Origin of the sequence: Alloprevotella sp. OH1205_COT-284, from assembly GCF_003859795.1 — a bacterium.
Classification (GTDB): Bacteria; Bacteroidota; Bacteroidia; order Bacteroidales; family Bacteroidaceae; genus Alloprevotella.
In genome coordinates, this window is the sequence record NZ_RQYI01000004.1 from 27,019 (window position 1) to 49,864 (window position 22,846).

Consider the following 22,846-nt stretch of genomic DNA (forward strand, 5'->3'; position numbering starts at 1 on the left):
ATGTCGGGGCGACAGGATTCGAACCTGCGACCCCCTGGTCCCAAACCAGGTGCGCTACCAACTGCGCTACGCCCCGCTCCTTAAAATCGATTGCAAAAATACAAAAAAGAAATATGATAGCCAACAAAAGAGTAAGAAACTTGACATAGAAACATTCAAGGCAGACTCAAGGGAGTATCAAGCTCAAACAACGACAGATAAACGAAATAGAGCGGAAAAATCCTCTCAACGCTCTCAATGCTATTCTTTTGAATAGTATTTTCCGAGTTCCTTTTTAAGCACCATGGCTTCCGAAAATCCATTTAATGTTATACAGCTTCGTTGATTACGTCGTTTTTTTGTAACTTTGCCACTAACAATAAGCTTATTCCTGCACATATATGGTAAAACGCCAAAAAAAGAATTGGGTAGTACCCATAGGAGCTGTTCCGACAGATTTCGACTTAAAAATACTTAGTTATCAAGATAAAGGTTTCATTGTACCTCAAAACAATCTGATCAAAACTCCCGAACAAATCGAGGGCATTCGACAAGCAGGTATCGTCAATACCGGCATATTGGATATGCTTACGACTGAAATCCGTGAAGGAATGACAACGGGAGACATCGATCGACTTGTGGCTCAATATACCGCAGACCATGGTGCCATATCTGCCTGTTTGGACTATGAAGGTTTCCCAAAAAGTTGTTGCACTAGCATCAACGAAGTAGTATGCCACGGTATTCCCTCCGATGAAGAAGAACTTTTTGACGGAGATATTATCAATGTGGACGTAACTACTATCAAAGATGGTTATTATGCCGATGCCTCGCGCATGTTTATGATCGGCAATGTAGATCCGAAGGTTAAACGTTTGGTGGAAGTCACCAAGGAATGCCTCGAAATTGGCATACAAACTGCAAAACCTTGGACTTTTGTCGGAGAAATCGGTAAAGCCATCGGCCGCCATGCTCATGCCAACGGTTACACCGTCGTACGGGAATTGGCCGGACATGGAACGGGAAATGCCTTTCACGAAGAACCGACGGTGGATCACTACGACACCCGACATAAAGGAATGTTGCTGGTTCCGGGGATGGTACTGACTATCGAACCCATGCTTAATATGGGAGAACGTCACGTGTTTATAGATGAAGCCGACGGTTGGACTGTCGTCACCGAAGACGAGCTTCCATCCGCACAATGGGAACACACTTTGCTCATCACCGAAACCGGCGTAGAAATCCTCACACATTAATCCGATAAAAACACAAGGCGATCCCTCTTTCTAAAATATATGAAACCAACCATTCTTTTGGCCATAGAGTCCAGTTGCGACGACACTTCGGCCGCTGTTATGCGCAACGGCATACTCCTGAGCAATGTCACCGCTTCTCAATCCGTGCATGAAATGTATGGTGGCGTTGTTCCCGAACTTGCCAGTCGGGCACATCAGCAAAATATTGTACCCGTGGTTGATGCCGCGTTGAAACAAGCTAATGTAACCAAAGAGGAACTGTCTGCAATCACCGTCACCTTGGGGCCCGGCCTTATGGGCAGTCTCTTGGTCGGCGTCAGTTTCGCAAAAGGTTTGGCAGCCTCTTTAAGAATTCCCCTTATCGAAGCCAATCATTTGCACGGTCATATCTTAGCCCATTTCATCCATACGGAAGATGAACAGCACGACGATCCGCCCTACCCTTTCCTATGCCTATTGGTCAGTGGCGGCAACTCTCAAATTGTAAAAGTCAATGCTTATAACGATTTCGAAATTCTCGGCCAAACCATCGACGATGCTGCCGGAGAAGCCATTGACAAATGCTCCAAAGTCATGGGGCTGGGGTATCCCGGCGGTCCCATTATCGACCGATTGGCAAGAAAAGGCAATCCGAAGGCTTTCGAATTCTCAAAGCCCAACATTGCAGGTTTCGATTATAGCTTCTCCGGATTGAAGACCTCTTTTCTTTACTTTTTGCGCGATAAAATGGCCGAAAATCCCAATTTCATAGAGGAAAACAAAAACGATTTGGCTGCTTCCCTCGAAGCAACCATCGTCGATATATTGATGAAGAAGCTGATTCAAGCCTCGAAGGCCACAGGCATTCGCCATGTTGCTCTATCGGGCGGGGTGAGTGCAAACACAGCCTTGCGTAATGCCTTCAAAGCGATGGAGGAACGTAATATTTGGAAGATTTATATCCCCAAATTCTCTTACACCACAGACAATGCAGCCATGATTGCCATCACCGGGCATTATCGCTATTTGGATGGAGAATATTGCTCTTTGGATAAACCGGCTTTTTCTCGCACTGTCTTCTAACCGCACCTAAACCTTCTCTACAATATATTTTTCTCTGAATAGTTCTTACTATTTTATGTGCCGTCAATGGTTTATCACACGGAACAAATATCCCCATACTCTTCATTTCAAAAACAACTCTAAAAATGGACTTAGATCTCAAAGTAACCAGCAAGGAAATCAACGAAATCCTCTGGCGCAATCACAAAACCCTTTCGGTTGCAGAAAGCTGCACGGCAGGTCGTATTGCCAGTGTTATTACCACCGTTCCCGGTTCATCACAATATTTCAAAGGCGGTTTGATCGCCTATGCCGATGAAGTCAAAACCAATCTTCTGAAAGTGGATGCTTCCGTGATCGAAGAAAAAAGTCCCGTATGCGAAGAGGTTGTCACCCAAATGGTGAAGGGTGCTCTTGACCTTTTCGAAAGCGACTATGCCGTAGCTATCAGTGGTTTTGCCGGCCCCGGCGGTGCCGAAAATGGAAAAAATGCGGTAACGGTCGGAACAATTTGGATTGCCGTCGGTAATTCGGAGCGCGTTGTTTCCACTATGCTTGAAGAAGACAACGGACGAGATAAAAATCTGGCTTCGGCCACCAATGTTGCCATACATCTTCTTCTCGATTTCTTGAAAGAAGATTTTTGCGAACCCAACGAGGTGAATTCCTAAAAAGAAGCAAACATTCTCGCGATATAGGAACAAGTTCCTGTATCTGTCCAAAAGCTCCCGAAGAATTCTTGATACAGATTTCTTCGGGAGCTTTTTCTAACTTCGGCACTCATCTCTCATCCTTTATAACGAGAAACCGAAGTAAAACCATAACTCTCTAAAACATTCAGTTTGTCAAGTTATTATATGTCTTGATTGAGCTATTTTGAGAAGAGGGGCAGAGATCTCTACGATTGGCTTGCTGCCTTTCGTTGTCAAGCTTTGATGTTCGGTTCTTCTAAACCGAGCCCTTTTTTCTTATCTACGATTTTGAGAACGACACCCAAAATGAGGGCAGCCGCTCCAAGACCGGCGAGCATAAGCAAAGGAGCAGAATAGTCGTAAGAAACGGCAGCTTCTTCGGCTGTCATTCGGCCTGTATCAATAGCTGAAATAATATCGGGATTGGTCTTGTCGAGCACTTTTCCAATAAGCATTGGGAAAAGCCAAAGACCGATGTTTTGAATCCAGAATATCAGTGCATAGGCCGATCCGATGATTTTGGCATCGACCAATTTGGGAACACTCGGCCACAAAGAAGCCGGTACGAGAGAAAAAGAAGCACCGAGAACAAGGATGGTGGTATAGGCAGTGATGATGCCCGCTACATTGTTTCCTTTGAAAGCCGGAAGCACAAAGGCAAAAGTGAGGTGACAAGCGATGAGAAGAAGCGAGCCGACAATGAGCATGGAGGCGGCTTTTCCTTTATGGTCTACATAGTTGCCGAGTATGGGGGTGATACCGACGGCCAACAAGGGGAATACGGAAAAGACCGTAGCCGCAGACTGACGCATGTACCCCATGTAGCAAAAAGTGATCAATGCGATAATGGTAACGGAGAGTAAAATCCATTTGAGGCTTCTACGTACAAAGTTGCTGGCAAAAGAGGTTCCGGCAACGACAAGCATGATGAGATATTGAATGATTGTTACGGTATTGGTCGCCCAAAAACTATCGGGCGATACCTCGGTGAAACTGAGATTGCATTGCAGCATATTGACCGCATATTTCTGAAAGGGGAAAATGGCCGAATAATACAATACGCACAAGAGAGCCACCAACCAAAAACCGCTACTTTTGAGAATTGCTCCGAGATCGCTGATCTTGAAAGGATCGTCTTTCTCTTCTGCCTCACCGGTTTGGGCATCGAGTTTGCGATCCATGAAGAAATAAACGACAAACATAATCATGGCGATCATTAACAAAACTACGCCGAAAGCCACTGAGCGCGAAACGTCGACCACGCCGCCGAGGCGGGCAAACATCGGAGAGAAAATCATGCAAGTTGCTACTCCCAAACGTGCCAATGCCATTTCCGACCCCATGGCAAGAGCCATCTCGCGACCTTTGAACCACTTCACTATTCCACGCGACACCATGATTCCGGCCATTTCAACACCACAACCGAAAATCATGAAACCGACAGCAGCAAATTTGGCCGAAGAGGGCATGCCGAGATAGAAAGGAGAGATGCCCAATTCATCAAACCCCGGAATATAATTGAGGTTATTGGTGAACCACACATCAAGTGCGCTGCCTTGAAACGTATCTGTTACGGCATACCAATTGATCGTGGCTCCGATGAGCATGACCGCTCCTGATAGCAGAGCGGTGAAACGAACTCCCATTTTGTCGAGAATGATTCCGGCAAAAATGAGGAAGAACACAAATACGTTGAGAAAAGTTTCAGAGCCTTGCATCGTACCGAATGCCGTGGAATCCCAACCTCGTGTGGACTGCATGAGATCTTTAATGGGAGAAAGAATGTCCATAAAAATGTATGAACAAAACATGGCAAAGGCTAAAAGCAACAGAGCCGTCCAGCGAATGGCTTCGGAATCTCTGAGAGTTTTGATTTGAGTGTTCATGAGATTATTGTAGAAAATTAAATTATTGTTTCAACCATTTATCTAACCAACGAAAAAACGTGCGCTGCCAAAGCATTCCGTTTTGCGGACGGAGTACCCAGTGATTTTCTTCGGGGAAAAGAAGAAGTTGTGCCGGGATACCACGAAGACGAGCCGCAGTAAAAGCACTCTGCGCTTGGGTGTATTCGATGCGAAAATCTTTTTGACCATGAATGCAGAGAATCGGAGTATCCCAACGATCCACATAAAGATGAGGGGATTCTCGAAAGACCGAACGGTTTTGTCCTGTCGTGTCTTGTTGCCAAGGAGCAGCTCCCATATCCCAATTTGCAAACCACATCTCTTCTGTTTCAAGATATTGCTGAGCAGTGTTGAAGATGCCGTCATGGGCGATGAATGCCTTGAAACGCTTATCGTGATGACCGGCCAGCCAATAAACACTGAAACCTCCGAAAGAAGCACCGACGGCTCCAAGTCGTTCTTTGTCGACATAAGTTTCTCGGGCAATATCATCTATGGCCGTGAGATAGTCTTGCATACATCGTCCCGTGTAATCGCCACTGATTTGTTCGAGCCATTCCATGCCGAAGCCGTGAAGTCCGCGACGATTTGGTGCAATGACGATATACCCCTTGGCGGCCATGAGTTGGAAATTCCAGCGATAGCTCCAAAATTGGCTGACGGGACTTTGAGGGCCTCCTTGACAGAAGAGAAGAGTGGGATATTTCTTAGAAGGGTCGAAGTTTGGCGGATAAACGACCCAGCTATGAAGGTCTTTTCCATCGACCGTCTTGCACCAACGTGCTTTCACTTCACCCATTTTCAAATGATCGTAAAACCATTTGTTTTCCTCTGTGACGGCAACGGCTTTTCCGTTCTTGATTTCCACAAGATAGACTTCGTCTGCAGCGGACATGGAATGACGTTTGACGAGCAACTGCTTACTCTTCGGCATCACACCGAGAAGCACATAGTCGGCCTGCTCATTTGTGATTTTCTTTACTTCTCCTTTGAGATTGGTGGAGTACAAATTGACGGCTCCGTGCCAAACTGCCGAAAAATAAAGCGTTCGGTTGTCGGTGTCCCATACAAAATCGTCGATGCCGGTTTCCAAACGTTCGGTGACATACGTTTTCTTACCTGTTGCCAATTCGTAAATACAAAGACGTGTGCGGTCGCTTTCATAACCGTCACGCTCCATACTACTCCATGCCACATATTTTCCGTCGGGAGAAAAAGCAGGATTTTGGTCATATCCCACATTGAAATCTCCTTCCAAATGATTGACGGATTGCTCTTTCAAACTGCGAGTATAATCGACTTCTGGGGCTTTCCAACCTTCCGGTTTACAGAGGTTTCGTGTCGTCCCGGAAGCAATGTCATACAAAAAGATGTCGCTATCCGTCGAAATGGAATAGTCGCGTCCCGTCTTCTTTCTGCAAGTATAGGCCACTTGTTGACCATCAGGACTCCACGCCAGTTGTTCGTGTCCGCCGAAAGGCATCATCGGAGATTCAAAAGGTTCACCTTCTAAAAGATCTTTGAGTACATGAACGCGTTCTCCATCGAAATCGGCTAAGAAAGGATGAGGAGCCGTTGTAACGTATTGGTCCCAATGTTTGTACATCAAGTCGTTGACGACCATTCCGTCGGAAAGAGGAAGGTCAGCATCGTTTTCTTGAATGGCGGTACGCTGACTCACTTCTTTTACCAAAAGAAGTCGTTTGAAATCAGAAGAGAAGAGGAAATCGAGGACATCGCTCTCTTCATGACTGATTTGACGGCGGTCGCTACCATCGGCAGACATTGTCCAAAGCTGACGACTTCCACTTGCCGTGGAAAGAAAAGCAATTCTCTCCTGCTCTGATACTTTAATCCACACTGCTCCACTCTCACTTTTTGAAGAAGTGGTCAGCGGAATCGTTTTTCGTGTTTTAAGATCGAGGGTATAAAGATGAGTTTGTGATTTATTTTCCTTGACGCTGTAATAACTCACGCTATACACCAGCTTTGTACCCATCGCATTGACATCAACAGAGCCAATACGCCCCATGCCCCAAAGAGCTTCGGGAGTCATCAGTCCGTCTTTCAGTTCGATGCTTTGTTTACCGATGATGCTTTGGGCTTCTGCTTCGGTCGAATGCCCTGTTCCCATTGTCATCAGAGAAAGGACGGTGGAAGTGATCATGGTTTTGAATTTCATGTTTCAAAAAGATAAAACAAATAAAGACGCACCCTCATGAGTACGTCTTTATCAGTTGAGGGATGATAAGAAAAACTATCATTTGTGGTTTTGCCGTGCTTTTTGTTGCTGTTCAAGCATGGCTTTCTGCTGTTCTTGCAAAGCCAACATGCGAGCAGCCAAACCACCACCCTTTTTAGTGGGATTGTTTTTGTTCTTTTGGTAATAGTTTTCCAACTTTTCCAAGAGTTTGGCGTCGTCTGTGGTTTTACGCAAATACCACATCGTGAGAGCCGAGGCTGCAAGTGAGAGGAAATAATAGAAATTAAGACCTGCACTATACTTGTTGAACATGAAGAAGAACATGACGGGGAGGAAATACATCATATATTGCATCATCTTCATCTGTGCCGCTTGTTCGGGAGCGGCAGCGGCCATAGAATCTTTTTGTTGGCGCATTGTCATCCACGAATAAAGCACATTGGCGACACAGAACAAGATGCAGAATAAAGAGATGTGATTACCCAATCCCCATATTTCGGTTCCCCACGAAATGATGTCGTCGTATGCAGAAAGGTCGTCTGCCCAAAGGAAACTTTGCTGACGGAACTCAATCGCATTGGGTACAAAATTAAACATCGCGATCCAGATCGGCATTTGGATAAGCATGGGAAGGCATCCGCCCATCGGGCTCGAACCGTATTGCGAATAAAGCGACATCACTTCTTGTTGCCGTTTGAGTGCATCTTCTTTGTTGGGATATTTGGCATTGATCGCATCAACTTTGGGTTTCAAGACACGCATTTTGGCCGAACTCAAAAAGCTTTTCTTGGTCGGAGCGTAAACAATGACGCGCAGCAAAATCGTGATCAGCACCAACACCAACCACATCGGGAGGTTTAATCCTGTCAAGAAGTCGAAGACATAAATCGTAAAGAATCGATTGATCCAACGAATGACCGGCCACCCGAGATACACAAGGTCTTGCAACTCTGTGTCATGCTCGGTGAGCTTATACTTATCCATTGATTGGAGCAATCTGAAATTGTTGGGGCCAAAATACCATTGGAATTGTGAAGGTTCTTTTCCGGAAGGGTCAAATCCGGCTTCCATTTTGGCGGTGTAATGTTTCAGATAACCCGAATTTTCAGCCAGTTGTTCGCTTTTGAGTTGCACATCGGTCAAAGGCTGTTTGGAGATAAAACAACTGCTGAAATACTGATTTTTGAACGCAAGCCAATCCACATTGCCTTCGGCTTTTTCTTCGACGGTGCTTTGTTCGCTCAATTTCTCCGTTCCTCCTCGGTGGAGCTTGTAGGTCAGCGTCGAGTACATGTTTTCGAAATAATATCCTTTTTCAAACTGCTGCACACGATCTTCCCAATCAATGCTGAAAGTCTTGGTTCTTGGCGAGAAGAGTTGTTGCATGCCCTCCGTACGTACATTCATATTGATGATGTAATCATCGGTCAGCATATAGTCAAAAGCTATCTTTTCTCCGTTCTTTCCAACAAGTGCCATTGTCACAGAGTTGGAAGTTTGGTTCTCTGCCACAAAATAATAGTCTGATGTTGAGATGTTTTCTTCCTTAGTATCAAAGAAGAACTTCATCTCTGCGTCATTCTCGTTATAGAGCACGAGAGGTGCTTTTCCGCCGGCTTTATATTCGGCATAGCTACTGTATTCGCTCAGATTGACCCGTGCGATCTGTCCGCCTTTATTATTGATGATAACTTCCATTTTGTCATTCACGAGCACAATGGGAGCTTGTGTGTTGGGCTGCTTAGCATTGAAAAAAACGGAAGTGCTGTCGATGCTTTGCTGCATTTGAAGCTGTGCTTGCTTCTTCTGCACGGCATCGTGTTGTTTTTCAATAGGGTTCTGTTGTGTAGTTTGAGCAGGAGTAGAAGTCTGTTGAGATGACCAATAGCTGAATCCGAAGAGTACGGCGGCCATTAAAACAAAACCGATAATCGTATTTTTATCCATTCGTTGTCGTTAAAAGTCCGCTCAACAACAATACATTGCCGAGCGGAGCACTGTTTATTAAGCCTCTATGGCTGTTTTGATAAAGTCGAGGAAGAGCGGGTGTGGTTTGAGCACGGTCGAAGAATATTCCGGATGGAATTGCGTGCCGATAAACCATCTCAATTCGGGAATTTCAATGATTTCCACCAAACCGCTTTCGGGGTTTGTTCCTACGCATTTCATGCCGCCGGCTTCATATTCTTTCAGAAAATCACTATTAAATTCGTAGCGGTGGCGGTGACGTTCGCGAATGTTTTTACTTCCGTAAATCGCCTGTGTTCTCGAACCGGCTTTGAGGATACATTCATAGCCGCCCAGTCTCATGGTGCCTCCCATGTTGGTGATGTTCTTTTGTTCCTCCATGATGTCGATGACGTTGTGGGTGGTCTTACCGTTCATCTCTACGGAGTTGGCATCGGCATATCCCAACACGTTGCGTCCAAATTCGATGACCATCATTTGCATGCCCAGACAGATTCCGAATGTCGGCAAATTATTTTCCCGACAATAGTGAGTGGCAATCATTTTTCCTTCGGTGCCGCGTTGTCCGAATCCGGGACAAATGACATAGCCGCTCATTCCGGCCAGCATTTCGGCGACATTGTCGGAAGTGATGTGTTCGGAGTTGATGAAATGGCAGCGTACTTTTCGGTCATTGTAGACGCCGGCTTGTTGGAGAGCTTCGATAATGGACTTATAGGCATCTTGCAAATCGTACTTACCGACCAATCCGATAGTGAGTTCCTTCGTGGCTTTGTTGCGACGATCCAAGAAAGCACGCCAAGGGCCGAGACCGGGAGTTTCTCCGACGGGCATGCCGAGCTTCTCCAAAATCACGCGATCAATGCCTTGATCCTGCATGCATACGGGCACTTGATAGATAGAGGGCATGTCCGGACTTTGGAATACGGCATCGGGGCTTACATTACAGAAATTGGCCACTTTCTTGCAAAGGGAGGCCGAAAGTTCGTGTTCCGTACGCAAAACGAGAATATCCGGCTGAATACCTTCGCTTTGCAGCTCTTTTACGGAATGTTGGGTTGGCTTTGTTTTAAGTTCTCCCGCTGCCGCAAGATAGGGGACATAGGTCAAATGAATACATACGGCATTCCTTCCCAATTCCCATTTCAGTTGTCGGATAGCTTCAACGAAAGGCAGACTTTCTATATCTCCGATAGTTCCTCCTATTTCAGTGATGACGAAATCGTAACCACCTTTTTTTCCGAGATAGAGCATGTTTCGCTTGATCTCGTCGGTGATATGAGGCACGACTTGAATGGTTTTCCCCAAGTAATCTCCGCGCCGCTCTTTTTCTATCACGCTTTGATAGATGCGTCCTGTCGTGAAGTTGTTATAGCTGGTCGTTTTGATGCCCGTAAAACGTTCATAGTGTCCGAGGTCGAGATCGGTTTCTTGTCCATCGTCGGTCACATAGCATTCGCCATGCTCATAGGGGTTTAAGGTTCCCGGATCGATGTTGATGTAGGGGTCAAATTTTTGGATAGTGATATTAAATCCTCTTGCTTGAAGCAATTTGCCAATCGAGCTGGCAATGATACCTTTACCCAGCGATGAAGCAACGCCTCCGGTGACAAAGATGTATTTTGTTTCAGCCATGATGTATATTGAATTGTTATGATTCTACGACACCGCTTTCACGGAATTTTTCAAAGAGGGCTGTGATGTCTTCCACGATTTTTGCGTGATCGGCACCTTCATAGTTCTTTTCCACAAAATCAACCACATCACTCAACTCAAACTCTTTCTCCACAAAATTCTTGTAGATATCGGCAGCTGTTTCATTGAGGTTGATCAAACTGCTGAAATTGATGTTCTCTATGCCTGTGGCAAGAAGTACGTGTTCGCCACAAACATCGCGAAGTTCAAAGGAAGATTTAAATTTCATAGGATATTGGGGAGTGTATTGGGGTTTGCAATTTTTTTATGTAAACTCTGCTTTCTTATATCGGTCGCTTTCTATATCGGCCGAAAGAAGCGTAGCCACAAGCGTCTATAAATAAACAAGATATAGCGGCGTATGGGCGTAAGGCTGAGCCAGATTTGCGAATAAATTCTCCATTTCAATCCGGAGGTCAAATCCGGTTTCCGACTTCCTTTCCGATAAAAGCCTTGTGCGATACCTATCACTTCCGAACGACGGCAATGTTCTGTCATTCCGACATTGCCATCGCCTTGCAACGTGAGCAAATCACTTTGCACATTGATGATGCGGTGAAGCACATAAACCAGAGGAGCGATTTCGGCCAAAACGACATCTCCGATTTTGAGTTGGGTGGTATCACATTGCGCCAACAGCACCTCGTCACGATCGTGTTCTACAAAAACACGCATACTCCACCCTCTCACTTTGAAACGCGCCGTGTGTCCTTCGCGGAGCAATTCGCGTATCTGAGGAATAAAAACGGAGTTGTCAATGAGAAGATGTCGGTGCTCCATCATGATTTCACCAAATGAGCATGACTCAATTCTGCGGCTTCACGATTGGGCAGACATTCCAAATCGAAAGCCGGAACACGAGCGGCAATTCCACTTACGGTGTTGCAAATGGCATCGTAAGAAAGCTTGTCCCAAATCATAGTGGAGCAAGACGAGAGGATTGAGGCGAAAGCTTCCACTTTGGAGTATTGTCTGATTTTGTTGTGGGGAGCTTGATGAAGCCGTAGAAATCCTCCTGCTTTTTGACGTATGTTTTTGTAGCATGGAGTTTTTCCGCTCCAAGGCGTTCCGTAAACATAGACTTCTCCGTCTTTGTCCAGACGCAAGGCCGGATTATCGTCGTTGAGCAATTCGGTATCGTCGATGTTTTCCAACCAAAGGCGGCAGTGCGTGCTTTTACCCGTACCGCTTTTGCCTTGAAACAAATAGCCTTTTCCGTCTTTCATCGGAACGGAAGAGTGAATGAGCAACACGCCGTGTTGAGCTCCGGCAAATGCATAGGCTATCATCACGGCGTTGTCAATGCCGAAAGCCATGTTGGAGAGTGTGCCAAAAAGAGAAGCCTTGCATGCGGAGAAATCCGCGTTGGTGTCGAATGCACAAGCCGTAGTGCCGTCTACATCGTCGAGCAACATGCGATAGCCTCCTTCTCTTTTTCGCCAAATGCGATGACAGATATCGCCGTTATTAAATTCGCCAACTTCCTCAAAGTCTGAAGTGTTCGTATCCACCAATCCGTCTCCGACGGTCAAACGAAAGATCGGTGTGGCGTCGGTTTGGGGAAGGTAGAACGGGTAAGAGGAGGGAAGAAGCCTTTTATAATCAACATTATCGTCAAGAAAATCAATGACGTAATGCTGTTCGGCTACACAAAAGTTCAAAACCATAAACCTTTCAAGAGTTTGTCGCGAAAGAAGCGGATTTAATTATTCGTCAGAAGGGATGTAGCGAAAGGAAAAATCATCTCGGAAAACATTTCTAATCCTCAATGTTATGCTGCCTTGTTTCTTCTTATCATTTTTCCGCTGCACTTGCTGCCATTTTTTGAGTGCCTTTTCTGCATTCTTGGCAAAGAAGACGGCTACGGTCTGATGAGTGAGTTGATGTTCTTTCTCTAAGAAAGTGCGAAACTGTTCCGCATATTGGTTGCGATGAAGCAATAATCCTTTTTTATCCAAGAGCTGCCCGGAGAGTTCCGAAATGCCGCTGATGTAGACAACCGAATCTGCCAAATGTTGAGAAACGCCAAAAATGTATATCGTTTCATTTCGTAAAGGCGTGTTCTCGTGTTTCTGTTTTTGAGCCGAAAGAGGCAGTCCCCAAACGGCTATCAAAACACCCAACAACCACAAAAATAAGTTTCTTTGCATGAAAGACTAAATGTAAGGATCAAAAATATCTGCAAAGTTACTCTTTTCTCAGAACATCACAAAAGTTTCTCCGACTTTTAAGTTTGGAAACCAAAGCAGAGGAGGCTATGATAAGTTCCCACCGGTCGTTCCTGCGTCCTGTTCCAGTCTTTGCCCCCTTCGCGTCTTCGATGAAACCGTCCTTTTGGGCGTTTTCTTACCCTATAATGTTGTTTTTATCGTTTTGCTTCCGCTAAAACGCTTATCGCATTGAATATTAAATGGTTTTGAGCGAAGGCAAAGTGAAGGCAAACTTTTGGCAAATCTTACAACTTGATGAAAATCAAAGAAATATCAGCGAAGGCAAATCTATCGTTTTGCCTTCACCTCCTTTCACTGTTGCCGTGTGTAAAATCGCCTTTTTACAAGGTTGTGAAAGCACAAAAAGACCTCAACAGAATGATTGTTTGGTGTTTGAAAAAGAAATGTACATTTTCCCTCTATCTACATACATTTATATGGCACTGTTAATCAATGAATTGAATGATCGGTGTAGGAAATGTAGACAAAAAAACAAAGAACTGATGTACGCGCGTGCGCGAGAGAACAGCTGTTCTCCGCTCCGACAGGAAATAGAATTCCTTACCTTTGAGATAGAAATACCTATCTCAAAGGTAGAAATTTCCGGCTCAAAGGTAGTTGTGGCGATCTCCTTTGTTTGTTGCGATAGCATACACAGATGTTGCTTCATCTCTTTTTCGCGGGCGACTTTTCGGGCAACGCGATGAACAATACGTCGATGAGGATGTTTCGCCAAGCTACTTCTCGATCAGCACCGTGGCATAAGCCGTTATTCCCTCTTCGCGACCGACGAACCCCATGCGTTCGCAAGTGGTGGCTTTAATGGAAATCTCCTCCTCGGTGACATTCATCAACGGCGCAAGACAGGCTTTCATGGCTTCCACATGAGGGTTGATTTTGGGGCGTTCGGCCACAATGGTGCAATCTACGTTTCCGACCTTAAAGCCTTTTTGGGCAATCAACTCGACAGATCTGCGCAAAAGCAACTTGCTGTCCACGTCTTTGTAGTCTGCTCCGGTGTCGGGAAAATGAAAGCCGATGTCGCGCATGTTTGCTGCCCCCAAGAGCGCATCGCAAATGGCGTGTATCAACACATCGGCATCACTGTGGCCGAGCAGCCCGTGAGTGTGCTCAATGAGAATACCTCCCAACCACATGGGGCGATTTTCCACCAATTGGTGAACGTCGAATCCGAAACCGACTCTGATCATAATTTATAGTATTGAAGTTAGATGTATATGAAAACTGTTGTTTGTCGCCGTATGTCGTCATCTTGTGCGAAAGCCAAAACCTATTGGTAAGAAAAGCCGTTGATTAACGGCCGATGAGTTCTTTGATGCCGTCCATGTCGAAAGATAAGGACACTCGCAATGTCTGATCAAGAGGATTGGAGGGAGTAGTGGCTACGACATAGCCGGCGTCGATGCTCAACACATTCATTTTGAAGCCGGCACCGACCGTGAAATATTTCCGATTGCCCTGCATCATACTTTCGTGGTGATAGCCGCCTCGGAGGGAGAAGGTGTCATTATAGATATATTCTGCTCCAATGCTCCATTGCACCTCTTCCAACTCTCCCTTGAAGCCTCTTTCGCTGTCGCCAAAACTTTTGAATATGCCGGAAATGGGCGATTGGTCATAATAGTCTTTTCTGATACGCTCTTGGTAGTCCTCGTTGGTTTCTCCGTCCTTGCGAAGCGGAGGGGAAGGAACCAACAGTTTGTTGGCTTCGGCCGTGAATGCGAAACGGTTAAATTCGTCGATGGGTACCGTCAAGTTGGTGCCGACACGAAGGTTGGTGGGAATATAAAAGGAATAGTCGGAGCCATAGTTGATTTTAGAACCGATGTTGCTGACATTCACTCCCCAAGCCCAGTTGCACTCACGATTGCCGATCAATATGTAGTTGTTCCAATAGGTGGAGAGATCGACGGCAAAAGAAGAGCCCGGAGTAACATTGTCGTTATAACGGCCGGAAAGATCGGAATACATATAGCGCAAAGCCACTGCTGCCGAAAAGGTCTCGGAGAGCATTCGCGAGTAGGCCATATCGACGGCAAACTCATAGGGTTTCACGGAATAGCCCTCATTGCCGACGGCAACATCGCCGACGGTGAAGTATTTTACCGATCCCGATACGGCCTGATAGTCGCCCAAACGCATATATCCAACCGTGTTGATCAGCGCGATGCCCTCTGTGAGTTGGCGAAGCCATGGGGTGTAGTTCAGGGCGAAACCGGCACGAGAAATCGTAAAAGGATATTTCGCGGGATTCCAGTTTTGAGAATGTACGTCGGGATCGGTGGCTGCACCGAGATCTCCCATGGCCGCTCCTCTTGCATCGGCGGCAATGGTTTGAGATACCACAGCTGTTGTGACGGGGTTGAAACGGTCTTTAAGATCGTCGTCTGCCCAAACCACCATGGCGAAGGGCAAAAAGAAGAGCATCAAAAGATTTTTTTTCATGGAGTGAAATGCTTATGTGGAAAAAGAAAGCTCGGCAGAAATACTTTTCGTGGAAAAAGCGCAAAGACAAGAAGACTTTTCGCGCTCACGGAAGAGACCGAGGGATGTCAGACTATTTTTGAGAAATAATGAGTTTATGGGTAGGTGTTTCTTGTTTGCCTTTTTCAGTGCTGATGACGGCTCGATAGAGATAAACTCCGTCTTGAAGGCGGTTGTGACGGAAATCATGAAGATTCCAATTTTCAACGTGTTGTCTGCTTCCGGGCGGAACAACACTTGAACTTGTCCACACTGTCTGTCCGTTGAGGTCGTAGACTTCCAGTTTGATGTGTGTTTCTCTTTCGGAGTCGGGAGTGATTTGAGTGACGAAATGGGTTGAGTAAACAGCGGGATTTTGCGTGACGACAATGTCGTTTTCGGGTAATCCGGAATCGCGCACGATAAAACGAAGCTGTCGAGTGGTAGAATTGTTGTTGATGTCCCAAACCCGGAAGTTCAAAACATGTTCGCCAAGACTGAGATCGGAAAGAGGATAGATCACTTTACCCGATTGATAAGATCCCAGATCATAAACGAAATGATCGTTGAGTTTTACGATATTCGTCATGTCGTTGTCAATGATCAACTCCATGTCGTGCACCAAGCTTGTTTGCGCCATGTTGATGCCGCTGTCATCGGAAATTTCGGCCACAAAAGTAGGCGAAGCACCTACAACGGCTCTGTCCGGAGTGTCTGCATGGTCAAGATAAATCAATACCTTGGGTGGAATGGTGTCGAGCTCTTCTTTTAAGGCCGTGCCTTTCAAATGAAAAGCATCGCTGAAACCATTGCATTCTTTCTGGCGGTCGTTGCTCACAGCGTAGAAGCTGATGCGTGCAGATTCTTCGCTGTAACTGATGTCGCGGGGAATGCTGACCATAAATTCGAAGCGGCCGGCTTTTATCGTAGTGCTACCCTTAAATACGCTGCGGGATTGTTCGCGATAAGTCATTTTGGGAGAGCCTCCGTTTCCCTTGCTGGTAATGGTCTCTGCGCAGTCGTAGATTTCGGCCATGATCGTGCCTTCAAAGTTTTTATCGACCATTTCCGAACTGCGATCGTCGGCAACATAACCGCTGAAACGTACCACACTGCCGGCCGACAAGCGGACATTGGAGGTAGATGTCAAGGCTTTTCCATTGATGCTGTCGAGCACAACGCTGCCTGTCGGAATGCTCAATTCAAGAGCCGGATCGCCGAAATAAACGTATTTCAGTTTGTTCATCGTGGGATCGTAGAGCGTATTGCGTCCCGTTTTGGGAGTGACAAGATGCACTTTCGCCAAGCGCAATGCTTCGCCCATCGTGATGCGACGCCCGTGTTGATCTTTCCCGATGACATATTGGGAAAACATCTGATTGATCGCACTGTTTTGTGAGGCATACACAGCTCTCGTTGCACACATGAAAGCTATGCTGCCTGCTCCCGGCAGTAGCAGAGAGTTTTCTGCCAAATTCTCTTCTTTGGAGTCGAAAGGATAGATCTCGCAGGAGGCCAACACCCACAAGGCTAAATTAGACGAATAGGTGTCTTTGAAATCGTTGATTTGAAGAGATTTTTCATGAGAAATTTGATGAGGTGCGCCATGGCCGCTGTAATTGAACATCAGTGCTCCCGACCTCATCAGTGACTTGACGCGCTCCGTCACGGCCGGATAGGTGTTTCCGGTGGCTCCCGATTCACGCGTATAACGATCCCAATAAACTTTTTGGATATTGAAACGATTGCTGCCATGATTGATGAGCACTTCGGAAATCTTTTCGGCATCTTGTGCATGTTCGTTGGCATCACCGTCATCGCCGAGCAGCACGATGCTGTTTTTCCATGAACCGGTATTTTTATTGGACATGTATTGCTCGACCTTGTCCACCAACACACGAGCTTCCTCCTCGGTTACACAAACCAAACGACCTACGGCGATGTCCATCTTTTCGCGACGAATGCTTCTGCCCTCATCGTCATCGAGCATGGCATAGAAATCGTCGGTGACATAACTATTGACCGTACCAATACTTTGAGCGGAGGCATCGACCTCATAAGCCAACAAATAGTCGTCGGGGGAAAGGTTTGACCATGCCGAGGTTATAAAGCGATTGTCCCAAGGGCTTTTGCCCATCAATAAAAGATATTTCGGTGCATCTTCAATCGTTTCCGCACGGTCATAAAGCATCTTCAAATATCGACGATAGGCATTGGCGTCGGGAGTTCCCGATGAAAACTCGTTGTATAATTGTTTGGCCGATACGACTTTCACTTTCAATCCGCTCCGCTTTCGATGCAGCTCCCCCAAACGCTCGGCCTGCTTCATCAGTTTGCCGCTTGACGGCACGATGATCACATAGTCGATGTCGGTATCGGCATGTAAGTTTTGCTGGGTGACATGTTCAACAAACTCAGGGAGAGGATATTGTGCTTGGGCATCGAATGCGACAAAACGGCGTTGTGGCGTGTCGGTGGTGAAAAGACTTGTTGCGCCTTCGGAAACGATCGGAAGTTCCGCCGTCAGACTGCCTTTTTGTCCAAGCCTCCAAACTTTTGTGTGGGCGTTGGTATTCGCCAAACGCAGTGTTGTTTCTCCTTCGCCCAAAGGAGAAAACGCATAAGGGGTTGCCGAAACGGAAAGGCGGCGAGGATAGTTCACCCGAATATAATCTAAGCGAGCTTCATTTCCGCGAGTGGTGCGAAAATTGAAAGTCAAATGCTCCGTAGATGTTCGATGACTCAGGTTTATGGTTTGTGCTTTTGCGCTCTCAATGATCGTATTGATTGCTCCTAGCGTGAAACGAGTTTCTTGCTCGCCGTTCACATCTACTTCAACAGCCGTGGGCGTTTGTACCGAAGCGGCAGAAAAAGACAAATTGACAGAGGTTTCGGCATATCCGTCGGTCAAAGCCAAATCGGGAAGGGTAAGGCGGAAAGCACGAGCATTGCCGGCTTCAAAATTGTAGGAATCGAAGAGGCGACGTCCACCTTCATACCAGCCTGCTTTGTCTTCCTCCAAGCGAACGGCATAAGGTATGCTTTCGCGAACGGTTGCGCTCTTGTCCGATAAAGGAAGCGTTTGAACACGAAGAGGGGTGTCGCCCTCCGTGATGAAATAGTAAGAATACAGGGAATAGTAATTCTCGACATGTTTCCAATGCTGAGAGGTCGAATTGTAATCCCAGCGAGTTGTACCTTCTGCCCAAAAGAGCAGACCGGCATCACGTCTGAGTGTGGGAACTTCCACCAAATCATCAGGTGTAGCTGTTGAAAGTTCTGATTCTAAGGGCGTAGAAAAATCGAAATGTTCATCTTGTATTCTTCCTCCATATCCATAGACCTTAACTTTGTCAAGTTCGGAAAATCCCATTTTGGCCAAGAAGTCCGGTGTTAATTCATAGATACCCTCGTTGCGCACACGGATCTTCACCCATTTGCCCGAGCTTAATTTTGAACTATTTGCCCAGCGTTCTGCTTTTTGCTCACGAGGTGCAGATTTCGTTCGTAACAAAGAGGGGGTTATTTTCAATTTGCAAGAAGTCAAACGCACCCATTCATCGTTTCTTTTCACAATGGGACAGAAACTGACTGTCAAGAAACGCTCCTTTCGACTGGTGGAATACTCTTTTTCCAATTCATAGCCGCCGTGTGTCTTTCCTTTTTTTTGCATCTCGGATAAGAGCTTTTTCTCTGATGCTGTAAGGGGAGCGTATTCCGGATAGATAAGTTCGACATTGAAGGCTTCGATTGTTGTCACTCCCAAGTTGATTTGTTCGCTAAACACCGGGATATGATCGACTACTTCGTAATCGCCGACATTGATATGTATAAATTCTCTGTTTTGAGCTTGTAAAGACAAAGCTGCAAAAACAAACAAAAAGAGAGAAAATAATTTGCGTTTCATGGATAAACGGAGTTGAGAAAGATACTGATCTCGACAAGATCATTTCACATTGAAAGAGAGAACTTTTTCTTCGTTGAGAAAAGCCTCTACCCTACTATTCATAGTGATAGGAAGGGGGACAACCGGCGCACCGGTAAGCAACAGATCACCTCTTCGTAAAGTGTGGAACCGACTGACGTCTGCGATGATTTCATCAACGCTTTGCAGCATGTTGGCAGTGTTGCCTTTCATCACAGGCTTGCCGTCTACGGACAAAGAAAAGGCTTGATGTTGCACTTCGTCAGAGGAGAGCGATAAAAAATCACCGATAGGTACGGAAGAGTCAAAGCCCATGGCTGACGACCACGGTAAACCGTTCTTTTGAGCCAATTCCAACATAGAGGGAGAAAAGAAGTGAGGAACAACCGTTGCCGCATCGTAATAGCGATTTGCGAAGCGTCTTCCGATGTTTCGTCCCAAACGACTTATTCTTACCGCAAAATGCACCTCTATTAGACAAGGAACTGCATAATCCGGAATAAAAAAGGGCTTTCCGTTTTTGAGTTGCGCCGTTTCCGGAAGCGTGTAGCTCCCACTCTTTTCTATATGATTAAACGAAGCAAGGGGATAATTATTGTAGAGAGCAATAATTGTCATGGTGTAAGAGAAACTGATGATAGTTAAAACTCTCTCACCCTTCAAAAAGAGGACGAGAGAGTTTCTGTAAGCGACATATCCGGTTTATGCCTAAAACTCTGCACTGTTGGGAGTGCGAGGGAATGGAATGACGTCGCGAATGTTTTGCATGCCTGTCACAAAAAGAATGAGACGTTCAAAACCCAATCCGAATCCGCCATGAGGACAAGTGCCGAACTTGCGCGTATCCAAATACCACGACATATCTTCGGGATGAATGTTGAAACGCGCCATACCGTCAATGAGTTTATCGTGATCTTCCTCACGAATGGAGCCTCCGATGATTTCTCCGATTTGTGGGAACAATACGTCTGTTCCTTGAACGGTTTTTCCATCTGCGTTCAGCTTCATGTAAAAGGCTTTGATCTCTTTGGGGTAATCTGTCATAATGACGGGCTTCTTAAAGTATTCTTCCACAAGATAACGTTCGTGCTCGGAAGCCAAATCGCATCCCCAATAAACGGGGAATTCAAACTTTTTACCCGCTGAAATTGCCTTTTCAAGAAGAGAGATACCTTCTGTGTAAGTCAAACGGACGAAAGAGGTGTCTACGACAGAATGCAAACGATCCAACAACGTATTGTCGACCATTTTATTCAAAAATTCGAGATCGTCCTTGCAGTTATCCAGTGCCCAACGTACACAATATTTAATGAAGTCTTCTTCTAAATCCATCAAATCGTCGAGGTCTATGAAAGCCACTTCCGGTTCGATCATCCAAAATTCGGCCAAGTGTCGAGGGGTGTTGGAGTTTTCGGCACGGAAAGTGGGGCCGAATGTGTAAATGGCTCCCAAAGCCGTTGCTCCCAACTCTCCTTCAAGTTGTCCGGAAACGGTGAGATTGGTGGGTTTTCCGAAGAAATCATCACTATAATCTATTTTTCCGGCTTCGTCCTTTTTTAGGTTGGCAAGATTTTGTGTGGTCACTTGGAACATCTGCCCGGCACCTTCGGCATCGCTACCCGTGATGATGGGGCTGTGGAAATAAAAGAATCCGTGCTCATGAAAATAGCTGTGGATAGCCATAGCCATGTTGTGGCGAATGCGAAAAACGGCTCCAAACGTATTGGTTCGCAATCGAAGATGAGCATGCTGACGCATATATTCAAAAGTCTGGCCTTTCTTCTGCATCGGAAAATCACTGCCGCACGTTCCCAATACTTGGATAGAGGTTGCTTGTACTTCCGCTGCTTGTCCGGCTCCTTGGCTTTCCACCAATTGTCCTTCTACGCTTAAACAAGCTCCCGTTGTAATCAATTTGAGCATCTCGGCGTCAAATTTCTCAACATCGGCCACAATCTGCACATTTTTAATCGTGGAGCCATCGTTGAGAGCTATAAAGTTTACACTTTTGCTGCCACGACGTGTGCGTACCCAACCTTTGACGCAAACTTCTGCTCCAAAGTCAGTACGTTCCAAGAGTTCTTTTATCTTTGTTCTTTCCATAATGGTTGTGTATGTGTTTTATTCAAATGCTCCCATTCGAAGCATACGAACTTCTTCTTCGGTAAGATAACGCCAATCGCCACGCTTCACGTTTTTCTTCGTCAATCCGGCGAAATAAACGCGATCGAGCTTCACGACATTGTAACCAAGACTGGCAAAAATACGGCGTACGATGCGATTTTTTCCGGAGTGGATTTCTATGCCTACTTGTTTCTTGTCGGTTTCGCTGGCATAGTCTACGGCATCTGCCTGAATGTCCCCGTCTTCAAGAGTGATTCCCTCAGCTATTTGACGCAGATCGGAGGCGGAAACATTGCGATCCAAGAAAACGTGGTAAATCTTCTTCTTCAAGAATTTGGGATGGGTGAGCTTAGAAGCCATTTCGCCGTCGTTGGTCAAGAGCAATACACCGGTGGTGTTGCGATCCAAACGTCCAACGGGATAGATGCGCTCCATGCAGGCATTGCGCACGAGATCCATTACCGTTTTACGGTTTTGAGGATCCTCGCTCGTAGTTACATATCCCTTGGGCTTATTGAGCAGTACGTAGATTTTCTTTTCGGCCTTGACCAACTGTTCATGGAATAAAACGGTGTCACTACGCAACACTTTATGTCCTAATTCCGTGATGATTTCTCCATTGACCGTAACCACTCCTGCTTCTATATATTTGTCGGCATCGCGACGAGAACATACGCCGGCATTGGCCAAAAATTTATTGAGACGAATAGGCTGATTGGGGTCGTAGGCCTCTTCTTTATAGTCTATACGACGCTTTCCCGCATCAAATTTCCGTTGATCGTATCTTTTTTTGTATCCGGAGCGAGAACGATCGAAACCGCCCTGCGAAGGACGAGAATAAGCGTTGTCGCCATATTGACGATGGCCGAAACCGTCGGTCGCCCCTTCTTGATTGTAACGAGGCTGACGATTATATTGAGGACGATTGTAGCCATCTTGCTTGCGCATATATCCGGACGTATTCCCATAGTTTCTTTGATAGCCTTCCGAAGCATAGCCTCCTTGTCGGCGATCGGCAAAACCATTGGTCTTGCGGTATTCTCGGCCATAGTTGCCGGAATGTCCATAGGCTTCGGAACGGTTCTCGCCGGTTTGATATTGCATTCCTCTCGGAGTGCGATCATTATAGGAATACCCACCGCGGTTATAAGCATTGCCTTGTTTGTCGTTCCCGTAACCGCTTTTGTTATAGTAAGAAGAACGCTCGCCTCCGTGCCCTTCACGGGTGAAACGAGGACGAGATGTTTGGCCTTTTCCGCGGCCTCCATTAGACGAAGTGAATCCTTCTCGGCGGGCTCCGTCATTCTTGTGCTGATCGAAATCGCTCATAATTTGTAATATAATATTAAGTAGAAATGT

Annotated in this window: 17 protein-coding genes and 1 tRNA gene; 3 read left to right on the forward strand and 15 right to left on the reverse strand. The window is 46.0% G+C overall.

The annotated features are described in order from the left end of the window. Positions 1-3: 3 nt before the first annotated feature. Positions 4-76 (reverse strand) — tRNA-Pro (locus EII14_RS02070). Between the two features lie 304 nt (positions 77-380). Between EII14_RS02070 and map the strand changes: the two genes are divergently transcribed. The 3 genes from map to EII14_RS02085 all read left to right on the forward strand — a co-directional run bounded on the left by map (position 381) and on the right by EII14_RS02085 (position 2,950). Beyond that, positions 381-1,238 (forward strand): type I methionyl aminopeptidase, encoded by an 858-nt coding sequence (map, locus tag EII14_RS02075; protein ID WP_124930916.1) that lies wholly within the window; start codon positions 381-383, stop codon positions 1,236-1,238. Between the two features lie 39 nt (positions 1,239-1,277). Then, the gene (gene tsaD, locus EII14_RS02080; protein WP_124930917.1) at positions 1,278-2,300 is read left to right on the forward strand and encodes a tRNA (adenosine(37)-N6)-threonylcarbamoyltransferase complex transferase subunit TsaD; all 1,023 of its coding nucleotides are present in this window, start codon (positions 1,278-1,280) and stop codon (positions 2,298-2,300) included. Between the two features lie 125 nt (positions 2,301-2,425). Then, positions 2,426-2,950, forward strand: a complete 525-nt coding sequence (locus EII14_RS02085) for a CinA family protein (RefSeq protein WP_124930918.1) — start codon at positions 2,426-2,428, stop codon at positions 2,948-2,950. 254 nt (positions 2,951-3,204) lie between these two features. Here the strand turns inward: EII14_RS02085 and EII14_RS02090 are convergent, their stop codons facing one another. The 14 genes from EII14_RS02090 to EII14_RS02155 all read right to left on the reverse strand — a co-directional run bounded on the left by EII14_RS02090 (position 3,205) and on the right by EII14_RS02155 (position 22,816). Continuing rightward, entirely contained in the window at positions 3,205-4,857 is a 1,653-nt protein-coding gene (locus tag EII14_RS02090) for an MFS transporter (protein ID WP_124930919.1), read from the reverse strand. 22 nt (positions 4,858-4,879) lie between these two features. Then, positions 4,880-7,060, reverse strand: coding sequence for a S9 family peptidase (locus EII14_RS02095; protein WP_199733852.1), 2,181 nt, complete (start codon positions 7,058-7,060; stop codon positions 4,880-4,882). 78 nt (positions 7,061-7,138) lie between these two features. Then, positions 7,139-9,028 (reverse strand): membrane protein insertase YidC, encoded by a 1,890-nt coding sequence (gene yidC / locus EII14_RS02100; protein ID WP_124930920.1) that lies wholly within the window; start codon positions 9,026-9,028, stop codon positions 7,139-7,141. Positions 9,029-9,085: 57 nt separating this feature from the next. After that, a complete protein-coding gene (locus EII14_RS02105) occupies positions 9,086-10,684 on the reverse strand; it encodes a CTP synthase (protein ID WP_124930921.1) in 1,599 nt (532 codons plus the stop codon). A 16-nt stretch (positions 10,685-10,700) separates the two neighbouring features. After that, positions 10,701-10,973, reverse strand: coding sequence for a PqqD family protein (locus tag EII14_RS02110; RefSeq protein ID WP_124930922.1), 273 nt, complete (start codon positions 10,971-10,973; stop codon positions 10,701-10,703). 71 nt (positions 10,974-11,044) lie between these two features. Continuing rightward, positions 11,045-11,527 carry a peptidase S41 gene (locus tag EII14_RS02115; protein WP_124930923.1) on the reverse strand — a complete coding sequence of 161 codons (483 nt, stop codon included), beginning with the start codon at positions 11,525-11,527 and terminating at the stop codon, positions 11,045-11,047. Further along, the gene (locus EII14_RS02120) at positions 11,524-12,411 is read right to left on the reverse strand and encodes a hypothetical protein (protein WP_124930924.1); all 888 of its coding nucleotides are present in this window, start codon (positions 12,409-12,411) and stop codon (positions 11,524-11,526) included. Before EII14_RS02120 ends, EII14_RS02115 begins: the two co-directional genes overlap by 4 nt. Before the next feature lie 39 nt (positions 12,412-12,450). Next, positions 12,451-12,894, reverse strand: coding sequence for a hypothetical protein (locus tag EII14_RS02125; protein WP_124930925.1), 444 nt, complete (start codon positions 12,892-12,894; stop codon positions 12,451-12,453). 797 nt (positions 12,895-13,691) lie between these two features. After that, the gene (gene ispF, locus EII14_RS02130; RefSeq protein WP_124930926.1) at positions 13,692-14,168 is read right to left on the reverse strand and encodes a 2-C-methyl-D-erythritol 2,4-cyclodiphosphate synthase; all 477 of its coding nucleotides are present in this window, start codon (positions 14,166-14,168) and stop codon (positions 13,692-13,694) included. Positions 14,169-14,268: 100 nt separating this feature from the next. After that, the gene (porV, locus tag EII14_RS02135; RefSeq protein ID WP_124930927.1) at positions 14,269-15,420 is read right to left on the reverse strand and encodes a type IX secretion system outer membrane channel protein PorV; all 1,152 of its coding nucleotides are present in this window, start codon (positions 15,418-15,420) and stop codon (positions 14,269-14,271) included. Positions 15,421-15,532: 112 nt separating this feature from the next. Next, positions 15,533-19,345 (reverse strand): type IX secretion system sortase PorU, encoded by a 3,813-nt coding sequence (gene porU, locus EII14_RS02140; RefSeq protein ID WP_124930928.1) that lies wholly within the window; start codon positions 19,343-19,345, stop codon positions 15,533-15,535. Positions 19,346-19,384: 39 nt separating this feature from the next. Beyond that, a complete protein-coding gene (locus EII14_RS02145; RefSeq protein WP_124930929.1) occupies positions 19,385-19,981 on the reverse strand; it encodes a fumarylacetoacetate hydrolase family protein in 597 nt (198 codons plus the stop codon). Positions 19,982-20,071: 90 nt separating this feature from the next. After that, positions 20,072-21,466, reverse strand: coding sequence for an asparagine--tRNA ligase (gene asnS, locus EII14_RS02150; RefSeq protein WP_124930930.1), 1,395 nt, complete (start codon positions 21,464-21,466; stop codon positions 20,072-20,074). Positions 21,467-21,484: 18 nt separating this feature from the next. After that, positions 21,485-22,816 carry a pseudouridine synthase gene (locus EII14_RS02155; protein WP_124930931.1) on the reverse strand — a complete coding sequence of 444 codons (1,332 nt, stop codon included), beginning with the start codon at positions 22,814-22,816 and terminating at the stop codon, positions 21,485-21,487. Positions 22,817-22,846 lie beyond the last annotated feature (30 nt).

What these genes read in the sequence shown, in the direction of transcription:
- map (WP_124930916.1), top strand. Translation starts at nt 381, where the DNA reads ATGGTAAAACGCCAAAAAAAGAATTGGGTAGTACCCATAGGAGCTGTT.
- tsaD (WP_124930917.1), top strand. Translation starts at nt 1,278, where the DNA reads ATGAAACCAACCATTCTTTTGGCCATAGAGTCCAGTTGCGACGACACT.
- EII14_RS02085 (WP_124930918.1), top strand. Translation starts at nt 2,426, where the DNA reads ATGGACTTAGATCTCAAAGTAACCAGCAAGGAAATCAACGAAATCCTC.
- EII14_RS02090 (WP_124930919.1), bottom strand. Translation starts at nt 4,857, where the DNA reads ATGAACACTCAAATCAAAACTCTCAGAGATTCCGAAGCCATTCGCTGG.
- EII14_RS02095 (WP_199733852.1), bottom strand. Translation starts at nt 7,060, where the DNA reads ATGAAATTCAAAACCATGATCACTTCCACCGTCCTTTCTCTGATGACA.
- yidC (WP_124930920.1), bottom strand. Translation starts at nt 9,028, where the DNA reads ATGGATAAAAATACGATTATCGGTTTTGTTTTAATGGCCGCCGTACTC.
- EII14_RS02105 (WP_124930921.1), bottom strand. Translation starts at nt 10,684, where the DNA reads ATGGCTGAAACAAAATACATCTTTGTCACCGGAGGCGTTGCTTCATCG.
- EII14_RS02110 (WP_124930922.1), bottom strand. Translation starts at nt 10,973, where the DNA reads ATGAAATTTAAATCTTCCTTTGAACTTCGCGATGTTTGTGGCGAACAC.
- EII14_RS02115 (WP_124930923.1), bottom strand. Translation starts at nt 11,527, where the DNA reads ATGATGGAGCACCGACATCTTCTCATTGACAACTCCGTTTTTATTCCT.
- EII14_RS02120 (WP_124930924.1), bottom strand. Translation starts at nt 12,411, where the DNA reads ATGGTTTTGAACTTTTGTGTAGCCGAACAGCATTACGTCATTGATTTT.
- EII14_RS02125 (WP_124930925.1), bottom strand. Translation starts at nt 12,894, where the DNA reads ATGCAAAGAAACTTATTTTTGTGGTTGTTGGGTGTTTTGATAGCCGTT.
- porV (WP_124930927.1), bottom strand. Translation starts at nt 15,420, where the DNA reads ATGAAAAAAAATCTTTTGATGCTCTTCTTTTTGCCCTTCGCCATGGTG.
- porU (WP_124930928.1), bottom strand. Translation starts at nt 19,345, where the DNA reads ATGAAACGCAAATTATTTTCTCTCTTTTTGTTTGTTTTTGCAGCTTTG.
- EII14_RS02145 (WP_124930929.1), bottom strand. Translation starts at nt 19,981, where the DNA reads ATGACAATTATTGCTCTCTACAATAATTATCCCCTTGCTTCGTTTAAT.
- asnS (WP_124930930.1), bottom strand. Translation starts at nt 21,466, where the DNA reads ATGGAAAGAACAAAGATAAAAGAACTCTTGGAACGTACTGACTTTGGA.
- EII14_RS02155 (WP_124930931.1), bottom strand. Translation starts at nt 22,816, where the DNA reads ATGAGCGATTTCGATCAGCACAAGAATGACGGAGCCCGCCGAGAAGGA.